The sequence below is a fragment of the Allorhizobium ampelinum S4 genome (assembly GCF_000016285.1).
GTDB classification, from domain to species: Bacteria; Pseudomonadota; Alphaproteobacteria; order Rhizobiales; family Rhizobiaceae; genus Allorhizobium; species Allorhizobium ampelinum.
On the sequence record NC_011981.1, the window covers coordinates 113,281 to 127,914 of the forward strand.

The window sequence follows — 14,634 nt, forward strand, 5'->3', positions numbered from 1 at the left end:
TCACCGCAACCAGGACGAGGCCCGACCTCAATCTGCCCGTTGCTGCGGTGGCAAGACCGCAGCCATTGTTCGCCAGATATCGAAAAAGGCCGGAGGAACGGTCGTCCGGCCTTCTCTTTCAGTTTCGGAGCGAGGCGACGCCACCAACGAACGTCCTCATGAGCTTCTTCACGGCATTTGATGTTGTAGGTGTCAGCAGCGAGCGGCACCTTAGAGTCAATCGCATAGGAAAATCTGCCGTAATAAGCTTGCCTGCGTGACAATCTCGCCATCAAAAAGATTTCGCAACGGCCTCAAAGACGCCAACGCCCGGGGATACGGGAGGCTGTTGCCCGCCTGGGATTTATATGGGAAACAGCAGAAATATTTTTTGGCTTGCCTGACCGCTGAATGCGGCATTAGAAGAAGATTATATTCATGGACAAATTACCGAAGACCCACAGTGAAAGCCTGCTGGTTGAACTGACGTCCGATATCGTATCAGCCTACGTCAGCAACCATGTCATCCCCGTGAGTGAACTACGTTTGCTGATAGCCGATGTCCACGCAACATTGACGTCGACGTCGATACCTGCCGCAGCTGAAGTCATTGTCGAGAAGCAGAAGCCGGCTGTTTCGGTCCGCAAGTCTCTCCAGGAAGATCAGATGACGTGTCTGGAATGCGGGAATGTCTTCAAGTCCTTGAAGCGTCATCTTATGACCCATCATTCGCTTTCCCCTGACCAGTATCGAGAAAAATGGGATCTGTCGAGCGACTACCCCATGGTCGCTCCTGCATACGCGGAAGCGCGTTCGCGTTTGGCAAAGGACAGTGGCCTAGGGCAGAACCGACGGCGGAAGGTGGCCTAACAAGTTTCAGGGGTACCCCCACGCAGTAGCCCGCATTCGAGATGAAGCGGCCTACTCGCTCTCGTGCGAGCGACGTCAGGACAACCACTCCACGGATGTCCTGACCTGACAAATGGACGAAGATAAGGAAGGTCGGGTGCGATTTCGCTGCGGCCTTTTTTTGTTGTCGACAGGTAGAGGATGATCTACCGAAGCCGAACGGACGAGGTCCGACCGCCGACGGAGAGACAGATGGCACGCAAAATCAGAGACAATTTCGCTTCGGACGATATGCAGGCGGAGCCGGTCATCTGCCCGCTGTGCGAGCGCGTGATACCGGACGACCAAATGGAGGACCACCATCTGGTTCCCAAGAGCAAAGGCGGCAAGCTCAAGTTGCCCCTGCATCGCATATGCCATAGCCACATCCACAGGGTTTTCACCGACGCGCAGCTGGCGAAGAAGTTTTCCACGATCGCCGCTATTCTCGAGGACCCCGCGATCCAGAAATTCGTGGCGTGGGTGAAAACCAAGCCACCCAGCTTCGAGGACGAGGCAGAGGAACGTACCCGACGTCGCTGAAAATCTGCGACGGGACAGCGAGCAGGCAGCGTCGCCTTAACTTGAACAGGACGTCAGATGGCAGCGGCGGTCGACTTTATGTGGCGTGTGGCAGCGTGATTTCACGCCAGACGGCCATAGCCTCGGTGCGAAGCGTTCGGTGATCGGCGGCAATTTGATGTTGCGGTGAACCAGAAAGAGATTGGAATCGGTCCGTGGGTTGAAACGAAACGTTGGCATTGCGCGGCAGACTTGAACCGCATCATGATCCGTTCTCTCCGCCTTATGGGTAGATGGGAATTTTCGGCCCGATTGTTCAGCCCCTTATGCGAACGATGTTCAACGCCGGGCATGATATCGCGTTTAGCGGCATCGTAGGACCGGAGTTTGTCGGTCACCATCACACGGGGTGTGAGGCCCTGGCCTTTGAGCAATTTGCGCATCAATTTCAGAGCTGCCTTTTTGTTGCGACGGCTTTGCAAAAGGGCTTCAAGCATATAGCCTTCAGCATCGACGGCGCGCCAGAGCCAGTATTTCCGGCCTTTGAAGGTTACCACCATCTCATCGAGGTGCCATTTATCGGCAAAGCCGCCCTTTGAGCGCCGGCGAAGCAACGCAGCAAACTCGGAGCCAAATTTGGCGGCCCATTCCGATACTGTCTGGAACGAAACGTCAATACCGCGTTCGGCCAGCAAATCCTCGACATGCCGCAGGCTCAATGGAAACCGGAAGTACAGCCAAACCGCGTGAGCGATAATCTCGGCTGGAAAGCGGTGACGTTTGTAACGATAGGAGGCGAAGGTAGACGAAGAAATGTTCATGCCCACTGCTCTATCGTACAAAACTTAAGGCGACACTGTCATCTCTGATGATGGTCAACACCGCGTTAAGCCGAAAAATTTGCGAAAAGCCCATTCCCAGCGGCCCATTCAAAGGATAGTTGGAAATGGAATTTCAATTATTTATTATTATGTAAATTATATTTATCTTAAAAAAAATTGCAAAATATCAAGTTGTGAATCATATAAATGCAATTAAATTGACTTCTCCTATAATATAATATATTGCTATTTACCGGCGCTGTATTAGCGTCGACAAATAATAAAGGAGTAAGATATGAAGAAATTTCTTGCCGTCTTTATTGGCGCATCTAAGCTTAATCGTCGTAAGCCCCGTTATATCTATACATACTGATTACCTATTGGTCCTCGGGAGTTTAATTTTAAATTCCCGAGGACGCCGATTCCTTGTTTAAATTGATGTTAGTGAAATAGGCTTTCCAGTTTTGGCGGTTGCTATTTTAGATGATCTCAGTTGAGAATTATCAACAAAAAATTCCAAATATTCGGCAGCGATGCCTTTTCAACAATAGCTTCAGATTCCGCAAGGATCCTCTGTCATTGCTGTCTTCGTGCTGTCAAATTAACAGCCCTTTGATCGGCATCGATAAGGGCTTCTATGTTGTCACTGCCCCTGAACTGATTGAATTGGTTCTTCATGACAAGCATCAAGTCTTTCGAAAGTCCCTTCCTGATGACGATAGGGGCATGGTCAATTTTGCTTCTTCGATCATGAATAGCTCGGGTGACGATTGGCGCCACAAGCGAAAGGTGTTGCAACCCGGCTTTAATCTCGACGCCGTTGCAAAGGGCGTGGATGCAACAATCGAAATTACCCAGGGCCATCTCGATCAGTGGCAGGTCGAGCCTCCATCTTCCGACATCAGAAAATCCCTGCAACGGCTGTGTTTTGACATCGGCTGTCAATTTTTTCTCAAGACCACGCTTGGCGAGAAGGAACAATCCGCGTTCGTGATCCTATCAGATTTGATCATAGCGAAGACGCGCGACGGTATACGCTTTCCACTCGGTCCATTCGACAGGACGGAGGCACGACTTGCCAGCGCCCGCGATGCCGCGAAGGAACTGGCTGGCGCTGCCCTTGCCCGTGCGCGACAGCAGCGCGAGGGCAGAGACAAGAGCGTTGCATCGCACGACGGGTTCGAACGATCCTTCGATGAGGGGTCTGATGAGGATGACAACTGGCTGCGCGACGAGTTTTGCACCATGATCCTCTCGGGGCTGGAGCCGATGTCTGCCGGACTTGCCTGGACCTTGCACTTGTTGACAGCGCACCCGGACGTTCTGCAACGTGTGACCGCAGAAATAGATGCATTGGCTATGAGCGGCGACGGCCCGATCAGTCTTGACGGATTGCCCGAAACAAGGGCTGCGCTCAAGGAGGCCCTGCGACTGTTCCCACCGGCCTGGCTGACGGGGCGGACTGTCTTTGAGGATACGGTGCTCGGCGACTTCCTTCTTCCAAAGGGGAGCGCCTTGATGATCAGTCCCTGGGTCAATCACCGCAGTGGCCGCTATTTCGACTTGCCCGAGCACTATCGGCCCGACCGTTGGCTGGACGGCACGCTGGAAAAGCGCTTGCCGCGCTACGCTTTTTTCCCCTTTGGCGGGGGCAGCCGACGCTGCATTGGCGAGCATTTCAGCATGATCCACATGACAGCCATATTGGTCTGTATTTTGAGGCGCTTCACCTTGAAACGGATGCCACATACCAAAGTGCGACCCTATCCAGCACTCGTTTTACGCCCTTTGGGGGTCACTCTGACTTTAACACCCCGCGCTCCGGAAGCCGGACTAGATAGGAACTTCATATGACGGCAAGCTCGGTTAACAACTATGACAGCTATGCAGAATTTTACGATAGCTGGCAGGAATCCTGGCCCGAAAGCGTCATGGCTCCCTGCGTGAATGTTCTGGCGGACATCGCCGATGGCCGCCCTGCGCTTGAACTTGGCGTTGGGACAGGACGCATAGCCTTGCCACTGTCTCAACGCGGCCTTGATGTCTCCGGCGTTGACCTTTCCGAAGCGATGCTCGAACGGCTAAAGCGAAAGCCGGGAGCGGAAAAACTTTCCCTGGTTCTCGGCGACATGGCGGATGTGCCCATCGAGGGAGAATTCGGTCTCATTTATTGTGTGGCGTCGTTCGACTATCTCCTCACCCAAGAGGAACAGCTGCGCTTCTTCGCCAATGCAGAAAAGCATCTTGCAGAGGGCGGTTCGCTGGTTGTCCAAACGATCATTCCAAACGAGGCGATTTTTAGCAGCGACTTCCGGCTTAACCGCATGGGGGACCTGCCATCGGACGAGGACGGGATGGCGTCCGTCATGCTCATGGGGGTGAAGGGCGATCCGATCTCTCAAGTGCTTGAGCAGCGCATCATGGTCATCGGTCAACATCCCAAGGTCTTCCGACACAAGATCCGGTGCGTCTGGCCGAATGAACTGGATTTGCTCGCGCGGTCTGCTGGCCTCTTTCTTCATGCTCGCTGGAGCAATTGGCAGCGTGAATCGTTCGTTTCCGCCAGCCGAACAGCGATTTCAGAATACCGCAGATCCTGACTGGCATAGATGGCGCCATTGATAGAATGAGGGAAATGTTATGAGCCTTTGTGTTATTGGTGCCGGATTAGGTCGAACAGGGACTTTATCCCTTAAGCTCGCTCTCGAGCATTTGGGGATAGCGCCCTGCTATCACGCCATGGAAATCGCCGCGACGGTTCGGACCTCACTGCCACTTTGGAACGATGCTATTGGTGGAACGGCCGATTGGGACCGTATCTTCGAAGGATATCGCGCCACTGTCGATTACCCAAGTTGCCTGTTCTGGCGCGAATTGATGGAGCATTACCCGCAAGCGAAAGTCATTTTAACCAGACGAGACCCGGATGGCTGGTTCGAATCCGTCAGTGAAACAATCTTTCCAGCCAAGCGAAAAGGGATGTTGTTGGGCGATGATGGCCTTGCCCTCAGCGACTTTTTGCGCAGGGATTTCGGCGACAATATCAGCGATCGGACGTTCATGACCAACTATTTCCGTCGGTGGAATCAGTCCGTTATCGATGACGTTCCCGCCGATCGCTTGCTTGTGTTGGAGGCCGGTGACGGATGGGAGCCGCTTTGCGCGTTTCTGGGCGTTGCACGCCCCGATGTGGCTTATCCCTGGCTCCATGCGCGGCCTAAGAAATCCCGCTGGAACCTGTTCAGGAGGCGGTCGATGCCTGAACAAAAGCCAGAAGAGCTTGAAGACAATACGCGCGATTACCTGGACGGCTTACATCAAACGACATTTCGTTAAGACGTGGTTTCGGAGGACGTCATGGATGCGAACGATCACCTTTTGAAGAAGCGGGAGTTTGCCAACCGCTATTTTGATGCCAGCATCTGGAACGACATAAAATATCGTGATGGAGATATCGTTGTCGCAAGCTATGCCAAAGCAGGAACGACACTGGTTCAACAGATTATTGCGCAACTCATTTTTGATCAGGATGACGAGGTGGACGTGGCGGCTATTTCGCCTTGGATCGATTCAGTCTATCCCGACAAAAAGGTTAAACTGGACCTGATCGAGGCGCAAACCCATCGCCGGTTTCTCAAAACACATTTGCCCATGGATGCGCTGATCTTTTCGGAGAAGGCGAAATATATCTACGTCGGGCGGGACGGCCGAGATATCGTCTGGAGCCTTTTCGATCATCAAAATGCGGCCCGCCAAGATGCGCAACTGCTGCTAGACAAGGAAGCGGGGCCTTCTGGACGGCTGCGCGTGGCGACACCGCCGCAGTCGTCCATCACCGAGTTTTTCGATGCCTGGCTTGATAAAGATGGTTTTCCGTTCTGGCCGTTCTGGGAAAATCTACGGTCGTGGTGGTTGGCGCGGATTGTCCCGAATGTCCTGTTTGTGCATTATGCCGACCTGATCACGGATATGGCCGAACAAATCCTTCGGATCGCTGCCTTTTTAGAGGTCCCATTGTCGCTTGATCGGCTACCGCGCATTTTGCACAACTGTAGCCTCGGACATATGAGGGACCATGCCCGTCGCTATGTTCCGCATGGAGCAGGCCTGTGGAAAGACGATGGCAAGTTGTTTTTTAACAAGGGGCAAAACGGGCGATGGATCGATATACTGACGCCGGAGGCTAATGCAAAGTTTGAACAGCATGCCATGGCAGAACTTGGCGTCGATTGCGCCAAATGGATGATGTCTGGACGTGCGGGTCTAAAGCATGTCGCGTTTCATTGCCCTCAATGAAACGATAACGTACATGCGACAAAATAAGAGCTAAAGCGAGCTAAGATCTTGTTTTTTGAACTTACGCATTCAAAACCACCAGAAGCAGTTGGCGGACGCGCTTTAGCCTGCTGGTGCGCTCTCACCGATCCGGGAAGCCTTTGGCTCGACATAGCCCAGCGATCCCTTGTATCCCGCATACCCCAGGAGATGTCGCTCGTCGCTGGACAAGGCCTCGAATATTTCGGGCAGGATATTCGCCGGAAAATTCTCGTATTGCCTGATAAAAGGCAGTACATAGGATGACGCCACAGCATATCGGGTAACTCCGGGTGCGGCATGCGCTCCCGCGCCGTGCCATACGCGACCGTCGAGAATAAGGGCGCTGCCTGCCGGACCTTCTACCGCAATTGTAGTCATCGGCGGGGCTGGAATGCCCATGGTGCGGAAGGGGTAATCCGGGGCGGTATTGGGGCTGCGCGACCAGGGCGGGCGCGGCCAAAGGTGCGAGCCCGGAATCACCCGCGTGGCACCGTTTGCTTCTGTAAAATCGCTGACCATCACCAAGATGTTGGCGACGTAAGCCTTCGATGGATCGAGCGGCAACTGGTCCTGATCGGTGTGCAATTTCTGTGCGGGTCTGCCATGGTTGGTAATCTGGGCCGCAAGCCCGGACAGGTTGAATTCCCGCCCCCCAAATATGTGCCGCACGCAAGTGAGAAGGCTGGGGTTATGAGCGATTTCGCGAAACACCTTCCCCTTGTTGTACAGCATCATCAGGATCTGTCTGGGCACCAGATGTTGATCTATTGTTCGTGCCACTTCCTGCGATAGTGGCTTGTCATCCACATCATGCAAAAGTGCTACTCCGGCGGCGCATTCCGCATCCGCCTGTTCGACCAGTCGCTGGCGAAGAGCTTCCAGCCCAGAACCCGTCACCAAATCGGCCAGGATCGCATAGCCGAACTGATCAAGGTCTGCTTTCGCTTGAGAAACGTCGCGCGTTGCGACGGGCAGACTGCCAGATGTGAAATTCATTGCACTTCTCCCGGGAATGCAGGACACGGCTTCAGCCTGACTGAGCAAGCTTAATATGAAACAGAATGGATTTACGACTAAACTACCGAGGAAAATCGGCGGGTAAGATGACTAATTGATGCCAACCATTGTGATTGATGTGGTTGCATAAAATTCAATATTGTATTTCATTGTGAGCAATCATGATTTTCGACGAAACCCAAAGAGCTTAGTCGCCTGGTCAGCGATGTTCAAGTGATTTGCGCGCCGTGGAAAGCCGCCGAATGGGCTTGTCGCAAAGATTTTCGTGGGCCTGGATTATCCCCTAAACGGTGTGCATTTATACTTTGTTAACCTTTTGTAGTCCGAAGAGGCGCGCAAGCAGATCGTTCTGGTCGTTGACGGTCCAGCCGCCGGAATAGCCGAAGCCTTTCCTCAACCACAGCATCGCCTCGAAACCCGCGATGGTTCGCCGCGCAGTGTTGAATGACTGAAACCCGCCGATCTTCGGCATGTTCTTCTTCAGCCGGAAGTGGTCGCTTTCGATGCCTTGTTGGAGATGCTTGGTGGCATAGTGCACAGGATCTGGATGCAACAGCCCGCTATCGACCGATGTTTTGATCGCCGACGGAAACGTATTGGCGGCATCAAGATCGCGCTTTGCCGTCAGCAGGAAGTCGACGGGATTTCCGTGCTTGCCGATTGCGCGATACACGTATCGCCACTTGCCGCGGATCTTGACGTAGGTCTCATCGACGCGAACCGAGCCGCAATGTGGCCGACGAAACTGACGTAACCGCTTCTCGATCATCGGTGCGTAGGCCAGAACCCAGCGGTTGATCGTGCTATGGTCAACCTCGAAACTGCGTTCCCGGAACATTTCCTCCAAATCGCGATAGCTGAGCGGATAACGCAAATACCATGCAACCGCCTGCACGATCAGCCACGCCTCAAAATGTCGTCCCTTGAAATCGTCTTTCGATTGGCGTTTCAGCTTCTCGGTAATGGCATTCAGACCATCGGTACGCTCCGCAACAATTGGAGCGGAATTTCTCTTCCGATGGTCAACATACCGTTAACCGAAAAAATTTGCGACAAGCCCCACGATCAGATAAACGCCATCTTTCCTCCCCGCCGGTACAACCTCTCAACTCTCATATCGCCACGCAAGCGCAGATTTCTTCTGACTTTGGGCCGATTATACTGCAGAAATGGGGGCTTGAAAAAGCCAAGGCATCACAGCCTTCCAACCAATGACAATTAAGTTGGCAATGCCCCCTAGTTTTATCACTCGACATTAAACAACCATAGCGAAAGCTGTCAAACTCGAAATTTACTGACGAAGAGTGATCATGATCAGGCAAAATTATACCTCTATAAAATCTATAAAGATAATAGATTTTCTGTCTTGTCCGTCAGCCTGATCTTACGCTGCACCAGCATTAGACACGGCTGGAAACTCTCATGACAAAGACGATACGCTTCAATGCCTTTGAGATGAATTGCGTTGGCCACCAATCGCCGGGTCTATGGCGGCATCCGCGCGATCGGTCCTGGCAATATAAGGATCTGGAATATTGGACGGATCTTGCCAAAATTCTGGAGACTGGCTTTTTTGAATCCATCTTCATCGCTGACGTTATCGGTTACTATGATGTCTATAAGGGTAATCTGGATAATGCGCTGCTTCAGGGCGTGCAGATACCCGTCAACGACCCGCTGCAATTGGCCAATCCCATTGCGCAGGCAACAAAGCATCTTGGCATTGGCATCACCGCTTCCACCAGTTTCGAGCATCCCTATACCTTTGCACGCAGGCTCTCTACGGCGGACCACCATACCAAAGGGCGTGTGGGCTGGAATATCGTCACGTCCTATCTGGAAAGCGGTGCCAAAAATGTTGGTCAGGGTGGCTTGCGCTCCCATGACAATCGCTATGATGTGGCGACAGAGTATGTCGAGGTTCTCTACAAACTGTTCGAGGGCAGCTGGGAAGAAGGGGCGGTGATCCGCGATAAGGAGCGCGGCATCTTTGCTGACCCTGCCAAAATTCACGAGATCGGCCATAAGGGCAAATATTTCGAGGTTCCGGGCTATCATTTGAGTGAACCCTCGCCGCAGCGCACACCGGTGCTGTTTCAGGCGGGGGCCTCGGGTGCGGGCAAGCAATTTGCCGCAGGCCACGCCGAATGCGTGTTTATCTCAACGCCGTTGAAGGATGCCACTCGCGCTTATGTCGCGGATATTCGCAAGCGTGCAGCGGAACAGGGCCGTGATCCGAAGAAGGTGCTGATCTATGCCATGGCCACCATCATCGTTGATGAGACAGATGAAAAGGCGCGGGCGAAATACGAAGACTATGCAAAATATGCCTCCTATGATGGTGCGCTGGTGTTGATGTCGGGCTGGACCGGGATTGATTTTGGTCACTACCAGCCGTCTGACACCGTGAAAAAGGTCAAGACCAACGCGATTATCTCCGCTGTCGAGCATCTGTCCGAAGGCAATAAAGTCTGGACCATAGAAGAATTGGCGAAGTGGGGCGGGATTGGCGGCCTTGGGCCGTTGTTTGTGGGATCACCCACCACGATTGCCGATCTGTTGCAGGAATGGGTCGAAGAAACCGATATCGATGGTTTCAACCTCGCCTATGCGCTGGCGCACGACAGTTTTGCCGATGTGATTGGCTATGTGGTGCCGGAGCTGCAAAAGCGCGGCGTTTATGCCACCCAGTACCGCGAGGGGACTTTGCGCGAAAAACTGTTTGGCGAGGGGCCATACTTGCCACGAACCCACCCCGCCCATCAGTTCCGCGACATTGAGCGCGTCAAGCGTGAGGAGGCAAACAAGGCTTCCGGCGAGGCTGCCTGATGACAGGTTAAGCCGCCCGCTCTACCGAAATATCTCTTGGCCAATATGCAAAACGCCACGCCGATCGAGCTGTGGCGAAGGACTTTGTTTGTCCGCTTCACAAAAGAAAGACGGAGCATGACCCGATGAGCACGCCCACAGGTCCAGCGCTGGAAGTTAAACACGTATCGCTCTCCTTCAAGGGGGTGAAGGCGATTTCTGATTTGAGCTTTCAGGTCGAGCGTCAGGAAATCTGCGCCTTGATTGGTCCCAATGGTGCGGGCAAAAGCTCGCTTTTGAATATCCTCAATGGCGTCTATGTGCCGGATTCCGGTGAAATCGTGTTTGAGGGCGAGCATTTCCGGCGCATGCAGCCGCTGGAGGCGGCACGTCGCGGCATTGGTCGCGGGTTTCAAAACAATGCGCTGTTTTCCGGCATGAGCGTGCTCGACAATGTGATTGCGGGGTTATCGCGGCATTCCAAAGTCACGCTGCTTGAGGAGGCTTTCCGGCTTCCCCGTGCGTTAAAGCAGGAGAGAGATTTTCGCGAGCGGGCGCAGGCCGTGCTGCATCTTTTCGATCTGGAAAAACATGCGGCAGCCATTGTTGGCACTCTGCCCTATGGCGTTCAAAAGAAAGTGGAGATCGCCAGAGCCGTTGTTGGCAAGCCCCGCCTGCTGTTGCTGGACGAGCCACTGGCCGGAATGAATGCCGAGGAAAAGCAGGAAATCGCCGCCGTCATTGCCCGGCTGAACACAGAGATGAAACTCACCATCGTGTTGATTGAGCATGACATTGGCATCGTGCTCAAGCTCGCCCACCACGTTGTGGTGCTCGATTACGGTCGCAAACTGGCCGATGGCTTGCCCGAAACCATCCGCGACAACCCGGATGTGATTGCCGCCTATCTCGGCTCCGACCACAAGGAGATTGCGGCATGAACATGTTTATTGAAACCCTGATTGGCGGGCTGCTGGCAGGCACGATGTATTCCTTGGTCGCCATTGGTTTTGTGCTGATTTACAAGGCCTCTGGCGTGTTCAATTACGCGCAAGGCTCGCTTTTGCTGTTTGCCGCGCTGACCTATGTGACGCTGACCGATCAGGGTGTGCCTGCCTTTGGTGCCATTGCCGTCACCATTGCCCTTTTGATCCTAACTGCCATTGCCATCGAAAAACTCTTGCTGCGCCCTTTAACCAACCGCAGCCCGATGACGCTGTTTATGGCAACGCTCGGCCTGTCCTATGTGGTGGAAGGCGTGGCGCAAGGCATTATGGGCTCTCAAGTGCGGGCGCTGGACCTTGGTATTGAAGATCTGCCGATCTTTCTGGGTGATATCATGATCAGCCAGTTCGACCTGATCGCAGCTGGTGTTGCCCTTGCCATTGTTGTTATCCTGTCCCTGCTGTTCAGCAAAACACGCATCGGCATTCAATTGCGCAGCGTCGCCGATGATACGCGCGCGGCCCTTTCCATCGGCATCAATATCAACCGAATCTGGCAGATTGCCTGGGCCGTTGCCGGGTTGGTGGGGCTGGTTGCGGGCCTGTTGTGGGGTGCGCGGCAGGGTGTGCAATTTTCCCTGTCACTGGTGGTTCTCAAGGCGCTCCCGGTGCTGATCATTGGCGGCTTTACCTCCATTCCCGGTGCCATTGTTGGCGGGCTGATTGTGGGTGCGGGCGAGAGCCTGGCCGAGACCTATCTTGGCCCCTTCCTCGGCGGCGGTATCACGCCGTGGTTTGCCTATGCGCTGGCCCTTGTCTTCCTGTTCATCCGCCCCGCCGGTCTTTTCGGCGAACGCCAGATTGAAAGGGTTTGATCGATGACGAACCTTGAATTGCCGTTGGTGACCCATCCCGTGCAGAACATTGGCCTGAAGGCTGTGGGCCTTGTGGCACTTGTTATCCTGCTGTTGGCTGCTCCCTTTCTGACCTCTGAATATTGGATCAATGCCATCATTGTGCCCTTCCTGATCCTGTCGCTTGCAGGGTTGGGGCTGAACCTTCTCACCGGTTATGCGGGGCAATTGTCTCTGGGCGCAGGCGCTTTCATGATGGTGGGGGCCTATGCAACCTTCGCCTTCCAGCTTCGGGTTCCAGAATTGCCCTTGCCGCTGGCGCTGATCATCTCCGGCCTGATTTCTGGCGTGGTTGGCTTGGCCTTTGGCCTGCCCTCCACGCGCATCAAGGGCTTTTACCTGATTGTCAGCACACTCACGGCGCAGTTCTTCTTTGAGTGGTTGTTTTTGAAATTTCCGTGGTTTTACAATGGCAATTCATCCGCAACCATTGCCCTGCCGCATGGACTTTCCGTGTTTGGGCTGGATCTCAACAATCCCCACGGTCGGTATTTTCTCACCCTTGGCAGTGTGGCATTGCTGACCTGGCTGTCGTTCAATCTGGTGCGCAGCCAGACAGGCCGCAACTGGATGGCCATCCGCGATATGGATACGGCGGCAGCCGTGATTGGTGTTCCCACCTTCCGCGCCAAGCTGCAAGCTTTCGCGGTGTCCAGTTTCATCCTTGGTATTGCCGGTGCGCTGTGGGCCTTTACCTATCTCGGATCGGCCAGTGTTCAGAGTTTTGGCCTCACCCGTTCTTACCAGATCCTCTTCATCATCATTATCGGTGGCCTTGGCACCATCAGGGGTGCCTATCTGGGGGCGGCTTTCGTCAGTCTGCTGCCTTTGGCGCTCGATTGGCTGTTTCAATATCTGTTCAGCGGCCATGTGGATGCAGGGCTGCTGCAAAATATCCAGAAGGCAATCTTCGGCATTCTCATCATCTGGTTTCTGATCAAGGAACCTGAGGGTCTGTCGCGCCTGCTCGGTTTGCGGCGTGCGCATGGCGCACGTCGGCGTCTCTTTCCCTCCTAACCACAAGAGTGAACCCTATGAAACGTTTTGTTATTGCTGCACTTTTTGCCAGCACCATCTTCTCGGCAAGCGCGCCAGCCTTTGCCGCAGATGTCAGTCAGTACATTCCCCTGCCAACCTATCGCGTCGGGGCCTATGCCTCCTCCGGCGAACTGTGGTGGGCGGGAGAGCGCGACTATTTCCGCTATATCAACGAGGTGGAAGGCGGCGTTGAGGGCGTGAAGCTCAACTATGAAGAGTTTGAAACCGAATGGAGCCCGGACCGCACCGTTGAAGTCTATGAGCGGGTCAAGGCGGGCAAGGACGGCTCGCCGCTGGCCTTCTTCTTCACCCACGGCACCCCTGCCACCTATGCCCTGCTGGAAAAAGCCGCAGCCGACAAGATTCCGCTGATTGATCCCGCAGGCGGCAAGACGGAAACCGTGGATGGAACGGTGTTTCCCTACGCCTTCCCGCTGCTGTTCAGCTATTACAGTCAGGCCTCTACCGGCATCAATTATATTGCCTCCAAGGTCGGCGGTCTTGATAAGCTGAAAGGCCTGAAGATCGCAACCCTCTATCACGATAGTGCCTATGGCCGCGCCAGCCAGCCAGCAATTGAGCTTCTGGCCAAGAAATATGGCTTTGAGAATATTCAGATTCCGGTGGCCGATCCCGGCAACGAACAGTCACCACAATGGCGCCAGATCCGCGAGCAAAAGCCGGATTGGGTTTTCCTGCGCACCTGGGGGGTCTCCACCGTTGTTGCCCTCAAGACGGCACAGCGCTTTGGCTTTCCAGCCGATCATATCATTGGTGATGTCTGGGCCGGATCAGAGTCAGACGCGATCCCCGCAGGCGCTGCCGCCATCGGTTATTCAGCACTCGCACCTTATCCCGGCGGCACGGATTTTGAGATCCACAAACGCCTGAAGGCCGAGATCCTCGACAAGGGCAAATCCGATTTGCGCGATCCGAAACTGTTTGGTGCGGTCAATTACAATATCGGTCTCGTCAACGCGGCATTGGCGGTTGAGGCGCTACGCACCGGCTACAAGCATTTCGGCCCAAAGCCGCTGAATGGTGAGCAAGGCCGCTGGGCCTTTGAGCATCTGACCATTGATGACAAGCGGTTGGAGCAAATCGGTTTCAAGGGCCTGCTGCAACCGATCAAAATCACACCCACCGACCACGAAGGTGGTGGTGCTGCCCGCATCCAGAGCTGGGATGGCAAGAAATGGGTGCTGAAGACCGATTGGATCAAGGCAGATCACGATCTTCTCAATCCGCTGATCAAGCAAGGGGCGGAAGCTTACGCCAAGGAACACGGCATCACGCCTCGCACACCGGAAACAGAAACCAATTGATCCATTGAGATCGGGCGCGCGCGGTATCGCCGCGCCCATTTTGGGAACACAGGGGATATCG

13 protein-coding genes and 1 pseudogene are annotated in these 14,634 nt (G+C 54.2%); 11 read left to right on the plus strand and 3 right to left on the minus strand.

Annotated elements, in window-relative coordinates:
• Positions 1-417 precede the first annotated feature (417 nt).
• Both AVI_RS26265 and AVI_RS26270 read left to right on the plus strand, forming a co-directional pair.
• Positions 418-849 carry a Ros/MucR family transcriptional regulator gene (locus tag AVI_RS26265; RefSeq protein WP_041699702.1) on the plus strand — a complete coding sequence of 144 codons (432 nt, stop codon included), beginning with the start codon at positions 418-420 and terminating at the stop codon, positions 847-849.
• A 231-nt stretch (positions 850-1,080) separates the two neighbouring features.
• Positions 1,081-1,410, plus strand: a complete 330-nt coding sequence (locus AVI_RS26270; protein ID WP_015918295.1) for an HNH endonuclease — start codon at positions 1,081-1,083, stop codon at positions 1,408-1,410.
• Between the two features lie 76 nt (positions 1,411-1,486).
• Here AVI_RS26270 and AVI_RS26275 read toward each other — a convergent pair.
• Positions 1,487-2,210 (minus strand): annotated as a pseudogene (locus AVI_RS26275) (IS6 family transposase).
• A 483-nt stretch (positions 2,211-2,693) separates the two neighbouring features.
• Between AVI_RS26275 and AVI_RS26280 the strand changes: the two are divergent.
• From AVI_RS26280 to AVI_RS26295, 4 genes are all read left to right on the plus strand, one after another.
• Positions 2,694-4,064: a cytochrome P450 gene (locus AVI_RS26280; RefSeq protein WP_015918297.1), complete on the plus strand. Its 1,371-nt coding sequence runs from the start codon at positions 2,694-2,696 to the stop codon at positions 4,062-4,064.
• An 89-nt stretch (positions 4,065-4,153) separates the two neighbouring features.
• Complete coding sequence (locus tag AVI_RS26285) at positions 4,154-4,810, plus strand: class I SAM-dependent methyltransferase (protein WP_187152423.1); 657 nt, start codon at positions 4,154-4,156, stop codon at positions 4,808-4,810.
• Positions 4,811-4,850: 40 nt separating this feature from the next.
• On the plus strand, positions 4,851-5,546 hold the full coding sequence (locus AVI_RS26290; RefSeq protein ID WP_015918299.1) for a sulfotransferase family protein: 696 nt from the start codon (positions 4,851-4,853) through the stop codon (positions 5,544-5,546).
• Positions 5,547-5,567: 21 nt separating this feature from the next.
• A complete protein-coding gene (locus AVI_RS26295) occupies positions 5,568-6,506 on the plus strand; it encodes a sulfotransferase domain-containing protein (protein ID WP_015918300.1) in 939 nt (312 codons plus the stop codon).
• 102 nt (positions 6,507-6,608) lie between these two features.
• On the opposite strand, the gene AVI_RS26300 is transcribed toward AVI_RS26295, so the two are convergent.
• Together AVI_RS26300 and AVI_RS26305 are read right to left on the minus strand one after the other, a co-directional pair.
• The gene (locus AVI_RS26300) at positions 6,609-7,523 is read right to left on the minus strand and encodes a phytanoyl-CoA dioxygenase family protein (RefSeq protein ID WP_015918301.1); all 915 of its coding nucleotides are present in this window, start codon (positions 7,521-7,523) and stop codon (positions 6,609-6,611) included.
• Positions 7,524-7,842: 319 nt separating this feature from the next.
• Positions 7,843-8,517, minus strand: coding sequence for an IS6 family transposase (locus AVI_RS26305; RefSeq protein WP_015918302.1), 675 nt, complete (start codon positions 8,515-8,517; stop codon positions 7,843-7,845).
• 449 nt (positions 8,518-8,966) lie between these two features.
• On the opposite strand from AVI_RS26305, the gene AVI_RS26310 reads away from it, so the two are divergent.
• The 5 genes from AVI_RS26310 (at position 8,967) to AVI_RS26330 (ending at position 14,573) form a co-directional block, all read left to right on the plus strand.
• Positions 8,967-10,373, plus strand: coding sequence for an LLM class flavin-dependent oxidoreductase (locus AVI_RS26310; protein ID WP_015918303.1), 1,407 nt, complete (start codon positions 8,967-8,969; stop codon positions 10,371-10,373).
• Positions 10,374-10,498: 125 nt separating this feature from the next.
• Positions 10,499-11,293, plus strand: coding sequence for an ABC transporter ATP-binding protein (locus tag AVI_RS26315; RefSeq protein ID WP_015918304.1), 795 nt, complete (start codon positions 10,499-10,501; stop codon positions 11,291-11,293).
• Positions 11,290-12,171 carry a branched-chain amino acid ABC transporter permease gene (locus AVI_RS26320; protein WP_015918305.1) on the plus strand — a complete coding sequence of 294 codons (882 nt, stop codon included), beginning with the start codon at positions 11,290-11,292 and terminating at the stop codon, positions 12,169-12,171. Before AVI_RS26315 ends, AVI_RS26320 begins: the two co-directional genes overlap by 4 nt.
• Before the next feature lie 3 nt (positions 12,172-12,174).
• On the plus strand, positions 12,175-13,227 hold the full coding sequence (locus AVI_RS26325; protein ID WP_015918306.1) for a branched-chain amino acid ABC transporter permease: 1,053 nt from the start codon (positions 12,175-12,177) through the stop codon (positions 13,225-13,227).
• Between the two features lie 17 nt (positions 13,228-13,244).
• Positions 13,245-14,573 carry an ABC transporter substrate-binding protein gene (locus tag AVI_RS26330; RefSeq protein ID WP_015918307.1) on the plus strand — a complete coding sequence of 443 codons (1,329 nt, stop codon included), beginning with the start codon at positions 13,245-13,247 and terminating at the stop codon, positions 14,571-14,573.
• Positions 14,574-14,634 lie beyond the last annotated feature (61 nt).

Coding starts and splice junctions, on each gene's coding strand:
- AVI_RS26265 (WP_041699702.1), top strand. CDS start 418: ATGGACAAATTACCGAAGACCCACAGTGAAAGCCTGCTGGTTGAACTG.
- AVI_RS26270 (WP_015918295.1), top strand. CDS start 1,081: ATGGCACGCAAAATCAGAGACAATTTCGCTTCGGACGATATGCAGGCG.
- AVI_RS26280 (WP_015918297.1), top strand. CDS start 2,694: ATGATCTCAGTTGAGAATTATCAACAAAAAATTCCAAATATTCGGCAG.
- AVI_RS26290 (WP_015918299.1), top strand. CDS start 4,851: ATGAGCCTTTGTGTTATTGGTGCCGGATTAGGTCGAACAGGGACTTTA.
- AVI_RS26295 (WP_015918300.1), top strand. CDS start 5,568: ATGGATGCGAACGATCACCTTTTGAAGAAGCGGGAGTTTGCCAACCGC.
- AVI_RS26300 (WP_015918301.1), bottom strand. CDS start 7,523: ATGAATTTCACATCTGGCAGTCTGCCCGTCGCAACGCGCGACGTTTCT.
- AVI_RS26310 (WP_015918303.1), top strand. CDS start 8,967: ATGACAAAGACGATACGCTTCAATGCCTTTGAGATGAATTGCGTTGGC.
- AVI_RS26315 (WP_015918304.1), top strand. CDS start 10,499: ATGAGCACGCCCACAGGTCCAGCGCTGGAAGTTAAACACGTATCGCTC.
- AVI_RS26320 (WP_015918305.1), top strand. CDS start 11,290: ATGAACATGTTTATTGAAACCCTGATTGGCGGGCTGCTGGCAGGCACG.
- AVI_RS26325 (WP_015918306.1), top strand. CDS start 12,175: ATGACGAACCTTGAATTGCCGTTGGTGACCCATCCCGTGCAGAACATT.
- AVI_RS26330 (WP_015918307.1), top strand. CDS start 13,245: ATGAAACGTTTTGTTATTGCTGCACTTTTTGCCAGCACCATCTTCTCG.